The sequence below is a fragment of the Lacticaseibacillus rhamnosus genome (assembly GCF_900636965.1).
In the GTDB taxonomy this organism is placed as follows: Bacteria; Bacillota; Bacilli; order Lactobacillales; family Lactobacillaceae; genus Lacticaseibacillus; species Lacticaseibacillus rhamnosus.
On record NZ_LR134331.1, the window covers coordinates 2,728,257 to 2,744,070 of the forward strand.

The 15,814-nt window shown below is 43.1% G+C and carries 14 protein-coding genes; 4 read left to right on the forward strand and 10 right to left on the reverse strand.

Annotation, left to right across the window (positions count from 1 at the left end; translation table 11 throughout):
- The first annotated feature begins 144 nt into the window (after nucleotides 1-144).
- Complete coding sequence (locus EL173_RS13795; protein ID WP_005690857.1) at nucleotides 145-1,827, forward strand: alpha-glucosidase; 1,683 nt, start codon at nucleotides 145-147, stop codon at nucleotides 1,825-1,827.
- Between the two features lie 761 nt (nucleotides 1,828-2,588).
- Here the strand turns inward: EL173_RS13795 and EL173_RS13800 are convergent.
- The 10 genes from EL173_RS13800 to EL173_RS13845 all read right to left on the reverse strand — a co-directional run bounded on the left by EL173_RS13800 (nucleotide 2,589) and on the right by EL173_RS13845 (nucleotide 12,860).
- Nucleotides 2,589-4,859 carry an FIVAR domain-containing protein gene (locus tag EL173_RS13800; protein WP_014571672.1) on the reverse strand — a complete coding sequence of 757 codons (2,271 nt, stop codon included), beginning with the start codon at nucleotides 4,857-4,859 and terminating at the stop codon, nucleotides 2,589-2,591.
- Between the two features lie 14 nt (nucleotides 4,860-4,873).
- Nucleotides 4,874-5,812, reverse strand: coding sequence for a hypothetical protein (locus EL173_RS13805; RefSeq protein ID WP_014571673.1), 939 nt, complete (start codon nucleotides 5,810-5,812; stop codon nucleotides 4,874-4,876).
- A 119-nt stretch (nucleotides 5,813-5,931) separates the two neighbouring features.
- Nucleotides 5,932-7,857: a heparinase II/III family protein gene (locus EL173_RS13810; RefSeq protein WP_015764761.1), complete on the reverse strand. Its 1,926-nt coding sequence runs from the start codon at nucleotides 7,855-7,857 to the stop codon at nucleotides 5,932-5,934.
- Entirely contained in the window at nucleotides 7,796-8,143 is a 348-nt protein-coding gene (locus EL173_RS13815) for a preprotein translocase subunit YajC (RefSeq protein WP_005690847.1), read from the reverse strand. The genes EL173_RS13810 and EL173_RS13815 overlap by 62 nt, the downstream gene beginning before the upstream one ends.
- Nucleotides 8,143-8,610, reverse strand: a complete 468-nt coding sequence (locus EL173_RS13820) for a PTS sugar transporter subunit IIA domain-containing protein (protein ID WP_005717674.1) — start codon at nucleotides 8,608-8,610, stop codon at nucleotides 8,143-8,145. Before EL173_RS13820 ends, EL173_RS13815 begins: the two co-directional genes overlap by 1 nt.
- Nucleotides 8,611-8,695: 85 nt before the next feature.
- Entirely contained in the window at nucleotides 8,696-9,511 is an 816-nt protein-coding gene (locus tag EL173_RS13825) for a PTS system mannose/fructose/sorbose family transporter subunit IID (protein ID WP_005714176.1), read from the reverse strand.
- Nucleotides 9,501-10,313: a PTS mannose/fructose/sorbose/N-acetylgalactosamine transporter subunit IIC gene (locus tag EL173_RS13830; protein ID WP_005690844.1), complete on the reverse strand. Its 813-nt coding sequence runs from the start codon at nucleotides 10,311-10,313 to the stop codon at nucleotides 9,501-9,503. The genes EL173_RS13825 and EL173_RS13830 overlap by 11 nt, the downstream gene beginning before the upstream one ends.
- Nucleotides 10,314-10,341: 28 nt before the next feature.
- Complete coding sequence (locus tag EL173_RS13835; protein WP_005690843.1) at nucleotides 10,342-10,842, reverse strand: PTS sugar transporter subunit IIB; 501 nt, start codon at nucleotides 10,840-10,842, stop codon at nucleotides 10,342-10,344.
- 12 nt (nucleotides 10,843-10,854) lie between these two features.
- On the reverse strand, nucleotides 10,855-12,033 hold the full coding sequence (locus EL173_RS13840; protein ID WP_005690842.1) for a glycoside hydrolase family 88 protein: 1,179 nt from the start codon (nucleotides 12,031-12,033) through the stop codon (nucleotides 10,855-10,857).
- Complete coding sequence (locus tag EL173_RS13845) at nucleotides 12,030-12,860, reverse strand: hypothetical protein (RefSeq protein ID WP_014571676.1); 831 nt, start codon at nucleotides 12,858-12,860, stop codon at nucleotides 12,030-12,032. Before EL173_RS13845 ends, EL173_RS13840 begins: the two co-directional genes overlap by 4 nt.
- Nucleotides 12,861-13,083: 223 nt before the next feature.
- On the opposite strand from EL173_RS13845, the gene EL173_RS13850 reads away from it, so the two are divergent.
- The 3 genes from EL173_RS13850 (at nucleotide 13,084) to kduD (ending at nucleotide 15,786) form a co-directional block, all read left to right on the forward strand.
- Nucleotides 13,084-13,851, forward strand: a complete 768-nt coding sequence (locus EL173_RS13850; RefSeq protein ID WP_005690838.1) for an IclR family transcriptional regulator — start codon at nucleotides 13,084-13,086, stop codon at nucleotides 13,849-13,851.
- A gap of 231 nt (nucleotides 13,852-14,082) precedes the next feature.
- Nucleotides 14,083-14,928 (forward strand): 5-dehydro-4-deoxy-D-glucuronate isomerase, encoded by an 846-nt coding sequence (kduI, locus tag EL173_RS13855; protein ID WP_005690836.1) that lies wholly within the window; start codon nucleotides 14,083-14,085, stop codon nucleotides 14,926-14,928.
- Between the two features lie 33 nt (nucleotides 14,929-14,961).
- On the forward strand, nucleotides 14,962-15,786 hold the full coding sequence (gene kduD, locus EL173_RS13860) for a 2-dehydro-3-deoxy-D-gluconate 5-dehydrogenase KduD (protein ID WP_005690834.1): 825 nt from the start codon (nucleotides 14,962-14,964) through the stop codon (nucleotides 15,784-15,786).
- Nucleotides 15,787-15,814 lie beyond the last annotated feature (28 nt).

The following is a 15,814-nucleotide window of genomic DNA, read 5'->3' on the forward strand; positions in this document are numbered from 1 at the left end:
TTGAAACTTTATACTGAAACTAATGATCATCGTCTGTTTGTCTGCGCAAAAATCAGTGTGTTAGGAGCTTGGCTGCAGTGCACTGGTTCTCACCACGATGCTCAGATTCAGGCCCATGCTCACTCACAAGGAGGTTCTTTTCCCATGCACAAAAGTTGGTGGCAAGAAGCAGTGGTTTATCAGGTTTACCCCCGCAGTTTTCAAGATAGTAACGGCGATGGTATCGGTGATTTGCAAGGTATCATCCAGCATTTGGATTACATTAAAGAACTCGGCGCTGATGTTATCTGGCTCAACCCGATTTACAAATCACCCAACGCCGACAACGGATACGACATTGCGGATTATCAACAAATCATGCCGGAGTTTGGTACCATGACCGATTTCCAACAACTGTTAAAAGCAGCCCACGCCCGCGGTCTGAAGATGATGATGGATCTGGTCGTCAACCATACCTCTGACGAACATCCTTGGTTCCAAGCGGCTATGCAAAGTCGCACGGATCCCCATCATGACTGGTATATTTGGCGCGATCCTGTTGATGGTCATGCACCGACTAACTGGCGCGCGGATTTTGGCGGCTCCGCTTGGACGTATGTACCGGAAGTCGGCCAGTATTATCTGCACCTTTTTGCGGTCAAACAGCCTGATCTGAATTGGACAAACCCCGCCGTGCGCAAGGCCGTTTTTGACATGATGACGTGGTGGTGTGATCAAGGGATTGATGGTTTTCGAATGGATGTTATCAATCTAATTTCAAAGCCTGAAGTTTTTGCTGATGATCCACACCTTTTGGAACAGCCAAACGGCAACTCGCTGGGCTTAATTGCCAATGGTCCGCACGTGCACGAGTACTTACGCGCGATGAACAAGGCAGTTTTGTCCAAGCACGATCTTATGACAGTTGGCGAGGCACCCGGCGTTACCCCCGCCTTGGCACTTCAATATACTGGTTTCGATCGCCACGAGCTTGAAATGGTCTTCCAGTTTAAACATGTTGGCCTTGATAACGATCCACAATTCGGCAAGTGGTCACTCAAGCATCCCCAGTTAATCGATCTAAAACGCGTCCTATCCGATTGGCAAACTGCACTACACGGTAAGGCTTGGAACAGTTTGTATTGGGATAATCACGATCAAGCCCGCGCTGTTTCGCGTTTCGGAGACGATCGCCAGGCTTTTCGGGTTCGCTCTGCCAAAATGCTCGCCGCCACCTTGCATTTTCTGGAAGGGACGCCTTACATCTATCAAGGTGAAGAGCTTGGCATGACCAACGTTGCCTTTCCATCCATTCACGATTATCGCGATCTCGACACCCTAAACGCTTGGCATGAACTTGTTGAACAGCAACACGCTCTTGCGCCAGAGGATATGTTAAAAAGAATTCACCGTCGTTCCCGCGATAACGCTCGAACCCCGATGCAATGGTCAACTGCGCCGCAAGCCGGCTTCACCGCAGGCACCCCTTGGCTAGCCGTGAACCCAAACTACCCGGACATTAACGCAACCGCTGCACTAGCAGATTCCGACTCGGTCTTCTTCTTTTATCAAAAACTCATTCGGCTGCGTAAACAATACCCCGATCTGATTGTTTACGGCGCTTACACCTTACTCGACTCAGACGACCCTGATGTGTACATGTACCAGCGCCAGGCCGCCAATCAAGAACTGCTCGTCATCAGCAACTTCACCGACCAAACGTTGACTCGCAATATCGCCAAAAAGCTGTCACCTTCAGCCAAACTACTCATCAGCAACTATGACGACGATGCTGAAAACACGCTCCGGCCTTATGAAACTAAAGCGTATTTAATCATTGAGCGATAGTGAGTTCACTTTTGATCTTTAAAAAACGCAACGAATCTCATTTGGGGGTTGTCAAAATCCCGTCCTCACCGATTTATCTTCATGTAGAACGCGTCTACTTGCCATTACGTAACGATGCGGCCACATCAAGATAATCATCGTGATGGCACCGGTTGATTCGGTTCTCTTTTAACGGCCGTCAGCCAACTTGCTACTGGTTATCACTAGCCTCACCGCCAATTAGCAATAGTTGCTGGCCGTTATCGGTGACCTCTCAACCGCGCTTTACCCGTTTCTTCTCCCCCGGGGGTTCTTTATGCAACAGTGCTGTTGCGTTACATAACATAAATCATTAAAAGAGAAACGCTAAATAGTTGCCGCAGTTCTATCCGCAGCCACCCTACAAATGCCAAACCAGTCATGGATATCATCGGCGCCAGTGGCTGATCAAGCTGAAGGCCAACGATGAAGCCTATTTAGCATGCCATCATGTTTTCACCTTGGATGAATAACACAAATACCATATCACCGTCACAATTTCGTCACATCTGCTCTGTAGTATTAGCAACATAGAAATGAGCCACCCACTCATTCCTATACAAACCCCAACCCAACTTTTTCATTTTTACTCCTCCAAAGTAGAAATCGTCAGCCGGCCTCCCACCGGCTGACCAATACATAAATAAACCCCCGCAGTGTGAAGGCTGCGGGGGTTTTGCTTGTGTGAAGTAAATGTTAACCTGACAGACTAGGTAATGTTCATTACGGGGGATTCAATACGGTCATTTTGTCTTAATAAATCGCGAGTATAGGCTCCCTGAAACAATTCCCATTACTGCCAAGATACTAACAGACGGTAAAAAAGATGCTGTTTGTTCACCAGTCTTGGGCAATCTCTGTTCTTCATCCGACTTCTTTATTCGCTTATCACCGGCAACCGACTGCTTCTTTACCACCACTTCTGTCGGCGCATGCTTTGTTACATCTTTCCCATCTAAACCTTTCATAGTCGTTTGCAGCTCAGCAACTGAATGATCAATCTGATTTTGATTTACATAAGGATTATTGAACACCTGTTGTGCAGTATTAAGCGCCTGATCAAACAGGTGCTTTTTTGTTGTCCCCGCCAACAAATAGCGATTAGTCCGCTTGACATCAAGCGCCTGAGCAATCAATCGTTCTAACGCCCCCTTATCAACGTTCGTAACAGATGAAGCTGCTTCAAAGGCGCCAATAGTTGGTCGGTTCGTATTAATAGGCTTTCCAGCAAAATCATGTGTAATCGGAAACTTAGCTTTCACATCATTCGGTATTAACGCATCGACATTAATACCAGCCCCTGCTGCTGGGGATCCCGCCAATGGCACAAATCCTGCTAACTTACTAAAATCAAAACTGCCATCGCCATGTTGAATCACCCCACTAGGCATGGAACCTACATTTGGTAACTGGGGATCAGAAAAGATATTATTTGATGCATCAACTTCCCCAGTGTGACTATTATCCATCAAAGCCTCCGGGTAAAAGAGGTTGTGATCCAAGCGTCCCTCTGTAAAAAGTGGCTGCTTAGTGCCATCCTGATTTACAACAAATTTAGGCGTATTGCCGCTTGGCGCATAGACTAAATTGTTTACAAATCGAATCCCTGTTTGTCCGTTATTTGATATCATTAAATTCTTAACATCCTGTCCAACGATAAATGTATTGTTGGCAAATAACGGGAAGCCATCAATCCCGTCTGCTTTGCCGGAAACGACAAAGATAAGATGGTTCAGAGCAGGCGAAGGTACATTCTTAACATCATTCACACTTAAGTTGTAGCGAAAGACATTATCGGTTTGATGATCTCCCATGAACAATGTAAAGCCGCCAGAATTGTCGTGCGAGTAATTATATTGATAGACACCCTTTGATGCAAAGCCATCAAAGTCAAACGCCGCTCCATCTAAGTAATGGTTTGGAATGTCAAACACTTCGTTATATTGAGCAAAATTATATTCTCCACCCATAAACCACAAGCCGGCAAAATTTTTGCTTACGCCTGCTTCATTTTTTGAGTTTGGCATACTGTTTGCAGCTTGAACCGTATTGTATTCAGCGGTCCCATTTTCACTGGAACTAATAACGATGCCGTCCCCGGCACTATTGCGAATATAATTGTTGTGGAAATTAATCTTTGCGCTGGCTTTAAATGAATATTGATCCCATCCCCCCGGAAGTACCGAGGCGTTGGCATCATTGCGGAGTCCTTCGTTAGAAACATCCGTTACAACATTATTCTTTGCGACTGCATCAGTATTGCCGACAATGATGATCCCCCCAGAGTTTTTCCCGGCTGGAACCATTTTGCCAGTATTGTCAGGAACCGGATCACTTTGATATGCACCTTCAACATCATGGACGTAATTATTATCCACGGTTATCCCTGTTCGGTGGGATGCTTTGAAAATTGCCAACTTTTTCTGAATGGTTTGACTATCATTTCCCTGTGGATATGCCGTACTGATATCCGAAGCAACCAGAATACCGATACGCATAGCATCTCGCTTACCGCTACCAGCTGAATTTGTCACTTCCAGATTTGATATTGTCCAATTATTAGCATTCCAAAGCTCAATTGTACCGGTCATCAGGTTAAGGTTACTCAACTTACGCTCATGATACGAACTTTTATCGGCTGTCGTCCCCAGCCCGTTGATGATCGCTTTCTTGCCGGTATTCCCTTGATTGTAACTTCCAATTGTGATTGGATTTCCAGTCGCTCCTTGACCATTTTTAGCGCCATCCAAGATTAATTGTCCATTCCACACGCTGTTAGCATCGAATAAAATGCGATCTCCTGGCTGAAAGGTCGAACTTTCTACTTTGTCTAGTGATCGCCAAGGATGGTTAGCTGATAACCCGTCACTATGATCATCGCCAGTATTTGAAACATAAAATGTACGTATGTCCGTTGCATTTACTACCTGCTGTGGATGGTCATTAAGAATAAAGGCTAAGCCGCAGACAAATATCATCAACAGAAATAGCTTTGTACCCTTCCAACACTTCATCATCGTCCTCCTGTTCAGCCTAACGCTTGTTTCGACAAGGCAGCTTGATCAATATGAATCTTGACTTGTTGCACTGTCTTTGAAATTTTTCTTCGCAACTTATCGTTCAAAAGCCTAGTTACAACATCATCTTGCACGTCAGAAAATGGTTGAAATCCACCATCTTCTGTTGAAAAAATTCGCAAAAGACCCATCTTTTCTTCAGAAATCCAGACTGGGAAAATTACATCTAGCTCATTACTATGATCCGAAGCCAAGCGTGAATATACGCCGTAATATTGATTATCATCATGTAGCGAGTCAGTTTGGTTATACTGACCTTTGAATCCAGCTTCTTCAAAATCATTTTGAATACTCTTCAGATCAATATGTTCCCCATTAATTTGCTGAACCTTCTCCGAAAATTGGTTGATATCTTTAATTTTTGCCCGATCGAACGTCAAAACTTCATAATGCACGATTGCGGGAACTGACCAGTACTTCGCTTTATATTTGGCATAAAAATCTTTTTTCTGGTTAATTGTTACCGACTTTCGATGTGATTGCACATACTGTGATTCAAGCTTTAGCATCAAACCCTGATGTTGCTTTTGTGCCGCAGCTATTCCTGAAAGATTTGCCCCAGCTTGATTTTCTTTTTGGTATCTTTCAAACTCCGCAAACGGTCTTTTTATAAGCCCTGCTTTCACCAAAGCTTTATCTTCAATCACAAAACGCTTAATCTTTTTCAATGCTTCATTTTGGGCTGCTTGTTGAGGCGTTTTGCCGTTATACTTGGTTTTCCAAAAATGCTTATCATAATTTGCATGATACTGTTTGATGTAACGATTCACAGTAGTGGCCTTCTCATCCTGCAAAAACATCTGATAGATTCTTGTCGGGACAGGCGTGTCAGCCACCTTTAAATCTGCTGCTTTGACCTTTTGCGTTTGGCAACCGACTATCAAAATCATTAAGAGACAAAGTGCAAGAAGTTTTAGACTCACTGCTTTTTTCGTTGTGCTTTCCTCCTCTGTCGAATGAGTTATGATCACTTATCAAGTCCACCGAAATCTATCCATAGGCACAAGCCCTATAACAATTGAAAATGTTCGATAACTTTGTGACCCTGTCTTGAAAAAATGTTCAAACTTCCGTATGCCTCAGTGCCATCAAACCAGTAAAGTTTACGTCCTAGAATGGTATTTTCGGGTTGTAAAGTGATTAGGTAGTCACGGTTTTCACCCAAATCCAGTCGAAAGCCCAATGCCAACTTTTGTGGAACTTCTTCCTCAACTTCACCAGAATGCTTGGCTGAGACTGGCGTAATCTTAACGACTTTATCTCCGGCTGAAAATACAGCTACTTGGGCTGTGAAATCCTGAAAAAGGGTCTCACTTTCTAGTCGCGTCAAATGCTGAAGCTCGTTATATCGTGGCGAAAAAAGTTGTTTGCTTTGCCTAATCTGGCTTTCTGTTGTAGTAAAACGGGCACTATCTCCCAAAATATACCCATCACCATTTCTTGCCACTTCAAGGTGTGGGGATATTTGCCAAAATCGCTGTAGGGAGTGTTGGCCTGGATAACTGATTAAGTCAAGAGCAAGCCACAGCCTTTCTTCGCTCAAACCGATGAGAAAACGTGTGATTATGGCCGAATCCTCTTGGGACTGGTCGAGAAAAACCGCCTTGACTACCTGTCCTCTAGCAAATTTCACACTTTGATTAGCTATGGGATTGGAGACGTATTGGTACTTCCATGAATCCTTCGGTAAGCTGAACGCTTTGTGATCCAACATCACTGTGTTATGTGCGGTAACCCCTTTCAAATAACGGCGTTCGGTTCCATCAACGTATGTGTATCGACCCGGATCAACAAGTACATCCTGACCACCGATCGTTAAATCAAGATGTCCCAGTGCTGCATGACCATGCCCGCTGCCTAAGTTACCATTGAAAAGGTGCCAATAATCTGCTTGCTTATCCCAACCGGAGCGCCAAAAGTAATTACCGCTAATTGGTGCATCGAATTGTTTAGGTAAAACTGCTTCACTAGTAGTTAATTGCCATTGCTCATGAGCCAACTCTAACAACCCAAAGTCAAACACAGGATCAAGTTGTTTCGACAATGCTGATGGCAGTTTCAGGATTGCTACTGAAGCTTGATACAAACTATCAATTCTAATTGCATCAGTATCCCCTTGCTGCAACAACTTCAAGTTCGGTTTGATATACTGCGCCATCATGTTGTGCATCGCTTTCGTTTTGGCTAATACGATTGGCGACACTGATAAGTCTGCCCGCTGCTGTGCCGCAATAACAGCAAGTGAACTTCGCCAAACTTCAAGCAAATATAATGGCGACTGCTCCCACTGCATGCCTTGGGCGTCTACTTGAAGATCCAGTTCTACTTCAAACCGCTTTTGAGCCCAATGAAGAATATCTGACTCAATCACGTTTGGAAATTGAGCAGCATAGGTTAAAATACCCGTAGTGATCAAGATCCCCCAGTTACTGATGTCAAACTTTTCTGTATAGTTTTGCTTTAAATAGGCGGCTTGAGTATTCACCGCGCTTTCAACGTTCACCCGCTCCTTCGCAGTCAGTAACTGACTCTCCAGAAGATTGGCAATCACGGGGGTCCAGTTCAACAATCGTATTCCTGTGTCGATCGTCCGCCAAGTATCAGGAAATGCCAAGTTTTCTTCAATCCAGCTAAAGAGCAGCGCCTTCATTTTCTTCTGATATACCATGTCGCCGGTTTCATAGAAAGCTTCTAAAAGATCAAGCAAATATTCTTGTCGTTTCAACATATAAAGCCATTCCGGATCACCATTGGGCGTTTTCTGCCACTGAATCGGATCCATCGTATAGCTGATTTGCGTAGGCTCCATTGCATAGGGGTTATCAAATAAATAGACATTCTTCAATAATCGATCAGCATTTTTTTGCGCATGATCAGTGAGGTGTTGATGCTGACGCAACTGTTGAATGTACGTGGTCCAAGTCATTTTCGCCATCCGTTTTGGCCTCCTTTGTCACGCCAGCAATCCCCATACGTTTAACATTAATGATGGTGTTGACAGCAATTTCAACGCGCACGTTTTCTTGATCCAATCCCCTAATTGTGCCCACGATGCCATCAATAAGCACAATCTGATCACCTAACTTTAAATTAGCATGCATTTGATCAACAATTGCTGCCTGTTTTTTCATGGCACGCTGCTTAGCAAGTGGAATTGCAACGAGATACAGCAGAAAGACTACGACAACTAATATTGCCAGAACGATTTGCCACAAAGTCATCAAATACCATCCCCTTCATCTGGGGCGGCATTCGGAATCGGTACCTTCGTGGAATTGGTCTTCATTCTGTCAGGCAAAATCTCAATCAGCTGCTTTGAGAGTTCTACAGTGTGCCGCAGTGTCTCCTCAATTGCATTATCCTCAAATCCACTCATATTCTTTGCATATAGATCAAGTATTAAATTTAAAGGCGCACTTGAAATGATATATTGATGTGGCTGATTTTTCTCAATGATTAGCCGGGAGACAATCTGATGCGGTGCACCCCCAGTCATATCTGCAAATATAATTGCGTGCTTATTTTCTTTAAGGAAGTCATTCAAGCATTGCTCAAATCGTTCATGGGTTGTGTTTTCGTCTAGGTTAAAGGCAGTCATTCCCTCTGTCGTTCCAATCAATAATTTCAGTGCCGAGAGAACCCCCTCTGGGTACCGACCGTGCCCGACAATTGCCATTGCATAATTCATTTGTTCAACATCCTCCATCTTCATTTGGCTAGACCCAACGTTTCTAAAACAGCCGTCCACAATTGACGGCTGAAAAATGCATAAACTACTTTAAGATTCCCAGAACCGAAAGTAAGACACCTGCAACAAAGAGCAGAATAACAATCTTGTAGATAGTCCATTTTTTCTTTGTAATCAACCAATAAACAAAGTATGTCAACGCAATCGGCAACATAAATGGCATAATCTTGTCGAGAATTGTCTGGACTGCAACTACTTGTGTCTTTCCCTTAATAACCTGTGTATATTGCCAAGCCAAGTTAACCTTTACAAAAGAAACTGACAAGCCTGCAATAACCGTTAACCCTAACATGCTTGCAACATCGGCAATGGCAGCCATCCGATCTGATAAGGTATCAATAATGCTGGTACCTACTTTCCATCCCAGATAGCCCATCAACATCCGGACTCCGAAAGTGATACCAAACAAACACAGAATGAACGGAATCGGTGCCCATGTCATGCCTTGAAGCGCCAGCGATGCAAAGATTGAACTAAACAAAGGTGCTAATCCAAACTGAGAAAGTGCATCTCCAATACCAGCCAAGGGTCCCATTAAAGCGAACTTAATCGCTCGTACATCATTTTCATCTTGGCCACTATCATACATAGCCAACATAATACTGGTCACAAATGGATAAGGTTGTGGATTTGTGTTATAAAATTCCAAATTTGAGGTTGTAACTCGTTTAAACTCAGCGTCATCATCTTTATAAATTTTCCGAAGTTGTGGCATAATGCTATTTGCCATTCCGGTTCCCTGCATCGTGCCGTAATTTTGAGCGTTTTGTAACACATAGGACCGGAGAATGGAATTTAAGTAATCTTTTTTGGTTAAAACCGGTTTTCGACTAGATGCCATCTTCAATACCCCCATCGTCACTGTTGTTACTGTCATTATTTGTGTTTGATCCTTGGTCTTGGTTTTTGTTAGCGCGATGTCCATTATAGTAATTATTAAAGGCGAGAACCGCACCCGCAAATGCCAATCCGATTACCGGCATCTTCAGGTAAGCAACACAAACGTAACCAAGGATTAAAGCCGGAATATATTCCTTCTTGACCATCGTGCTCATAATAAGTGCAAATCCAACGGCAGGAAGCAGACCACCTGCAACAGTCAAGCCACTAATCAGCCACTGAGGAATTGCTTGAACAAAAACCTTCAATGCACTTGTGCTTAACGTAGCAGCAAAGCCAAAACAGAAAGCGAACAGAATAAACCCTAACAAGGTCGTGTTGGCAAGAAAGTGAAACTTGCGATACTTGCCTTCTTCAATAGCCTTTCGTGACCAAGCAAGGTTGTTGGCATTGACAGAAAAGATGAATGTGATGACGAATGGGATTAAAATTGCAAACGGATACGAAAGTGATAAAGCAGCGGCTGGTTTTAAGCCTTGAATCGAGATCGCCATGATAGTTCCAACAACACCAGGGCCCAAAGGATTAGGCGGTGTTGAGCCACCAGGTCCTACACCAAATCCCATAAAGGCTAATTCAGCGGTTGCACCAAAAACAACGGCCGTCTGTAAGTCACCCAAAATTAAACCAATCCCGAATGATATGAACAATGCACGATTGGTATAAATCCCCCATTGTTGGCCAGCAAAGCAGAACGCTGCCCAAAGGCCTACCAAAAGCGCTTGCAAAATAGAATAGGTCATGCTCTTTCCCCCTCAGTTCTCATTGACTTCAATGCTTAGTTACATAATCGTTTAAATCAAAATCGGACCCAACATCGTTACCTAATGGCGTTGTACGCGTGTTTAGATTGACATGATATTTTATGTGTAGTGTCTTCAAAGCCTCAAGATCACTAGCATCTACAGAAATAAAATTCGTAAGGCGCGTTTTGCCTTCCTTCATATGAATATTGCCGACATTTAGTTCCGTGATTGGCACACCTTTTTCTGCAAGTGTTAAAACATCCTGAGCGGTCTTAACAATAATGAAAATCGTTTGCCTCGGTGAAGCTTTGAAAATTTTATTGGCCGTTTCTTCGAGCGAAAAGAAACGGATACCGACCGATTCCGGCATTAACGACGACATTAACTGTTGCTGAATGTGGCTAGTAGCTACCTCGTCATTAGCAACTATGACTAAATTAACGCCAAGATTAGAAATCCAGAGACGTCCTTGACCGTGAATGAGTCGCTCGTCAAGCCTTACTGCCTTAATATTTGGTTCTGTCATCTTTAGTTCCCCCTACCAATATAATTGCCAGTCTTTATAAAATCTGATCAACGCTTCCATATAAAAGTAATCGCCCCAGAGGTTGCCTTCATCCACACCGTGCCCGGAATGCCAAGAGTAAACACCATGAAGCAGCAAAGGCTCTCCCGTTTGTCCGTCTAATGGTGCAGCATAGTTTTGAATCAAAGATTTGAGCTGAGCATGCATTGCCATTCGATAAACGTTTTTGTCCGGGTCGGACTCAGGTATGTATTTCAACATTTCATGCATACCACACACAGCAATTGCCGCGGAAGATGAATCCCTACTTTGATCACTTCCCTCCTGAAAGATAAGGTCCCAGTATGGTACGTGATCCGCCGGCAAACGATTAAGAAAAAAGTTTGTAACGGCCTTAAAAACGTCAAAAGTAGTCTTGTCATGCGTGTCATAATAATGCAGCGCCGTTCCATAAATTGCCCAGGCCTGGCCTCGTGCCCAATCCGAATCATCTGAATAGCCTTGCCGAGTCGCACCGCGCAACGGATTACCGTCGTCATCGAAGAAATAAGTATGAAAAGTAGATCCATCTGATCGAAACACTGTCTTTAAAGCCGTTTGATAGTGTCGATCCCCAATCTGTTGATACTTAACATCACGAGTAACGCGTGTTGCCCAGTACAAAAGCGGAATATTGAGTAGAGCATCAATAATCAGCCGGTTTTCATCCTTAGCACCCTTTTTCCCCCATGCTTGAATAAAGCCGCCTTTTTCATTGAAGCGAGTCAATAATTGGTCTGCTGCTTTAATGCCAGATCTTTTTGCGACCGAACTGCCTGTTAATTGATAAGCGCTGACGACTGAAGGCGAGTACAAAAACCCTAGATCATGATGATCAACAGCTATCTTCTGATTAATTCGGTTAGAAAAGCTAGTGACATTCTTTTCTGCCAGCTCTCGATAATGATTACTGCCAGTGTATTCATATGCCAGCCATAACATGCCCGTCCAAAAACCGCTTGTCCATTCAATGTTTTTCATTGGCGCATAACGATTATGAATAGTAGATGGTTCAGGAAAATTTTCACCCATTACTTTTATGTTTAAATCTAGATGTTTAATTGCATTATCTAAAGCTGTTGTTAACATGCGCTTATCCACCAATCCAGCGTTGAAAAAGCGCTGCGCATCTGTTAAGGGTTCTATTCTCAATGCTTCATCTCCTCAAAGGTTTCGCTCCCATATACTTCAAGTTCGGTTAGTGCAGGAAAAGGCGAATCATCCTCTGCTTTGACTAACTCAGAAAGTCGAATTGATCTGATATTTGATTTATTGATTGTAAAGGTTTGCTGATTATCCGTCTTACTGAAATGGATCACCATTTGACTACCATCCGAAAACGTCATAGTTCCTTGTTTCCAGTAACTATCATGTGGAAAATCAGCTCTGAGCGTTATAACTGCGTGATCTAGATTGACATTGCGCCCAAAGTCAATTTCAAAACTGGCCTTTGGGTCTTGGTTAATTCCCCACGATTGATAGGGAAATTTTCCGTGATGATGATTCAACCGATACCCATCAATGGCATTTCGAGCTGCAAACGTTGGATCATGTCGCGTTTCAATGTTGGCACTGGCATGAGGAAATGCGCCCATATCAGCTGCCTGATCATGACAGTTTAACGCTAGGTTGCGTTCACCCTTTAAATCAACAACATCAGGTCGCCAAATTCTTATAACATGTTCACGACCGGCAAAAGCCATTTCTGGAAAGATGCTTTCATGAGCCGGTTCTGTCACACGTAAATAATTTGTCGGAATGTGATAACGCCAAGGAGTTTGTGTAAAATAAACCAGAGAAGGACTCAAAGCCGCATCAACCTGAATCCATCTGAAACAAGGTAACGTTTGCGGCTCAAAAGCAATCTCAAGATAATCTCCTTTCACATATAAGTGATCCAGAATCAGCTCAGCGTCTGATTCGTCAGACCGCAAGTCACTGTCGATTCGCGATTTAGCTGAGATCAATGAAATTAGCAATATCCCTGTTTTCTCCTTTCCTGTTTCTTTATAATAAACTTTGTTTCTTTACCTTACGCTTGTATATTAGCGTGCACACTTTCCGCTGTCAACGAAAAAGTAAACGTATTCACAATATTTTTTCCTTGGGTATTAAAAATATGTTATTGCTTTCTAGGACAGGCAGCGTTTAGAATGATTATAAATTTCTAAATAATAAATCACTGTAATCGGAGGTTTTACTTTGAATACTGGTAAAGAAGCGTCTAAACCATATGGAACCGTCTTAATCAAGGCCAAGGAAATCTTGGACTTTCTGTTGGCAGCAAATGATCCACCAACTTTATCTGATATCAGTCGTGGTTTACATTCGCCAAAACCGACAACCTTAAAAATCCTGAGCACACTTGAAACGCTTGGCTTTGTCTGGCGTGATACCGACTCTAAGCGTTATTTTTTAGGAACACACTTTATACCTTACGCGCAGAAAGCTCTAGCAACTTTTAACATTGTCAATGTTGCACGTCCTTTTTTGGAGGACCTTCGTGACAAAACCGAGGAGACCATTAATCTAGGTATTGAGCGAAACAATAAGATCATCCTGGTTGAAAAGCTAGAAAGCCCTCGTAGCATTAAACTACAATCAACGATCGGTGGAAGCATGAACCTTTATTCCTCAGCAATGGGTAAAGCAATCCTTGCCACCTTTTCGTCCAAATCTTTAGACAGTTATTTCAAGTCTACTAAGATGGTCCCAATGACACCCCACACGATCACAACACCATCTAAGCTTCAAAAGGACCTTAACTCGATTAAAGAATTAGGCGTTTCTGTTGATAATGAAGAAAACGAAGAGGAGGTCTTCTGCCTCGGGGCGTCAATTGTTCGTGATGGGCAACTATACGGTGCGTTTAGTATTAGCGCTCCTAAATATCGTATGCCTCAGGAAAGACGTTCCGCCTTTGTCAGAATGTTATTAGATACAAAACATGCAATCGAAAGTGCTATTTAACCATTAACGCTGTTATTTGACTGCACATTCGGTTTCCTTCACCACACTATCTCAGGTAATAGTTATCGACAAGGCTGCCAAATTCAACAGCCCTTTTATTAAGCCAAGAAGGCAAGCATCAAATTGAATTTTTTCAATTTGATGCTTGCCTTCTTCTTGAAAACGTTTTATATTGTTGTCGTAGCATAAAGGAAATCAAGTTTCTATATAAGAAATATTGGAGGGATCATTTTGAGTTTTAGCATGGTCACACGTTACGCACATAGTCCAGAAGATATTCAGCATTATGACACATCCAAGTTGCGCCACGAATTCCTGATGGAAAAGATCTTCAATCCCGGAGATATCCTACTCACTTATACGTACAATGATCGAATGATTTTCGGAGGTGTCATGCCAACAGACGAACCACTTGAAATTAAATTATCAACAGAATTAGGTGTGGATTTCTTCCTTCAACGGCGCGAGTTAGGGATCATCAATATTGGCGGTGCTGGCGCAATTACAATTGACGGACGGAAGGATGCCATGTCCAACCAAGATGGTTACTACATTGGCATGGGAACCCAAAAAGTTGTCTTTACTTCGGAAGACCGCGACCATCCTGCGAAGTTTTACGTAGTTTCAACGCCAGCACATAAAACCTATCCGAATAAAAAACTGCCATTTGCTACCGCACTTGCGAAACCAATGGGCGATCAGCAACATCTCAATAAAAGAACTATTTACAAATATATTGACGCTTCGCAAATGGATACTTGTCAATTACAAATGGGATATACCGTATTAGAACCCGGCTCTTCTTGGAATACGATGCCGGCCCATACGCACGCAAGACGCATGGAAACATATATGTATTTCAATTTTGCCGATCCAGAAACGCGAGTCTTTCACTTTTTGGGCAAGCCGGATGAAACACGGCATATTACGCTATTCAACGAACAAGCTGTTGTTAACCCAAGTTGGTCCATTCACTGTGGGGTTGGAACCACAAACTATGCCTTCATTTGGGCAATGTGTGGGGAGAATCAAACATACGATGACATGGATCAAGTAGCAATGAATGAATTACGCTAATCAAGTGTTATCAATTTTGAAGGAGTGCTTAAAATGAGTGAAATTCACCAAACTGAAGAGGAAATTCGTCAACATGAAGAAGAACTGGACCATTTTAAGATGACCCAATTTAATCTTAATGGTAAAGTCGCAATTATTACGGGTGGAAATACAGGATTAGGTCAAGGTTATGCTGTTGCAATGGCAGAAGCCGGAGCGGATATTTTCATTCCAACTTTTGGCCGAGCAGAATGGGATAACACACGGCGGTTAATCGAAAAACGTGGTCAAAAGGTTGCGTTCATGGAGGTTAATCTAACTGAGCCAGGAAGTGCTGAAAAAGTCGTTAAGGAAGCACTAAAGCAGATGGGCCATATCGATATTTTGGTCAACAATGCGGGTATGATCCGGCGTAATCCATTATTAGAATCAAAAGACAAAGACTGGGATCAGGTTATCGCGATTAATCTCAGCGCTGTGTACCATTTGTCTCTAGAAGTTTCAAAAGTATTCGCCCAACAAAAGTCAGGAAAAATCATCAATATTGGCTCCATGCTCTCGTTCCAAGGCGGTAAGTATATTCCCTCTTATACTGCAAGTAAGCATGGTGTTGCCGGCTTAACAAAGGCGTTTGCTTCCGAAATGGGTCCTTATAATGTGCAGATTAACGCTATTGCACCCGGCTATATTAAGACGGAAAACACAGCACCTGTGCGCGCCGATAAGAACCGCAATGATGATATTCTTAGTCGTATTCCTGCGGGACATTGGGGTGAACCCTATGAGTTAATGGGGATTGCAGTCTTTCTGGCAAGCGATGCCGCAAATTACATTAATGGTGCCATCATCCCTGTTGACGGTGGTTTCCTTGTTAGCTGATCATCACTTTACTGTTTGACTCTCTATT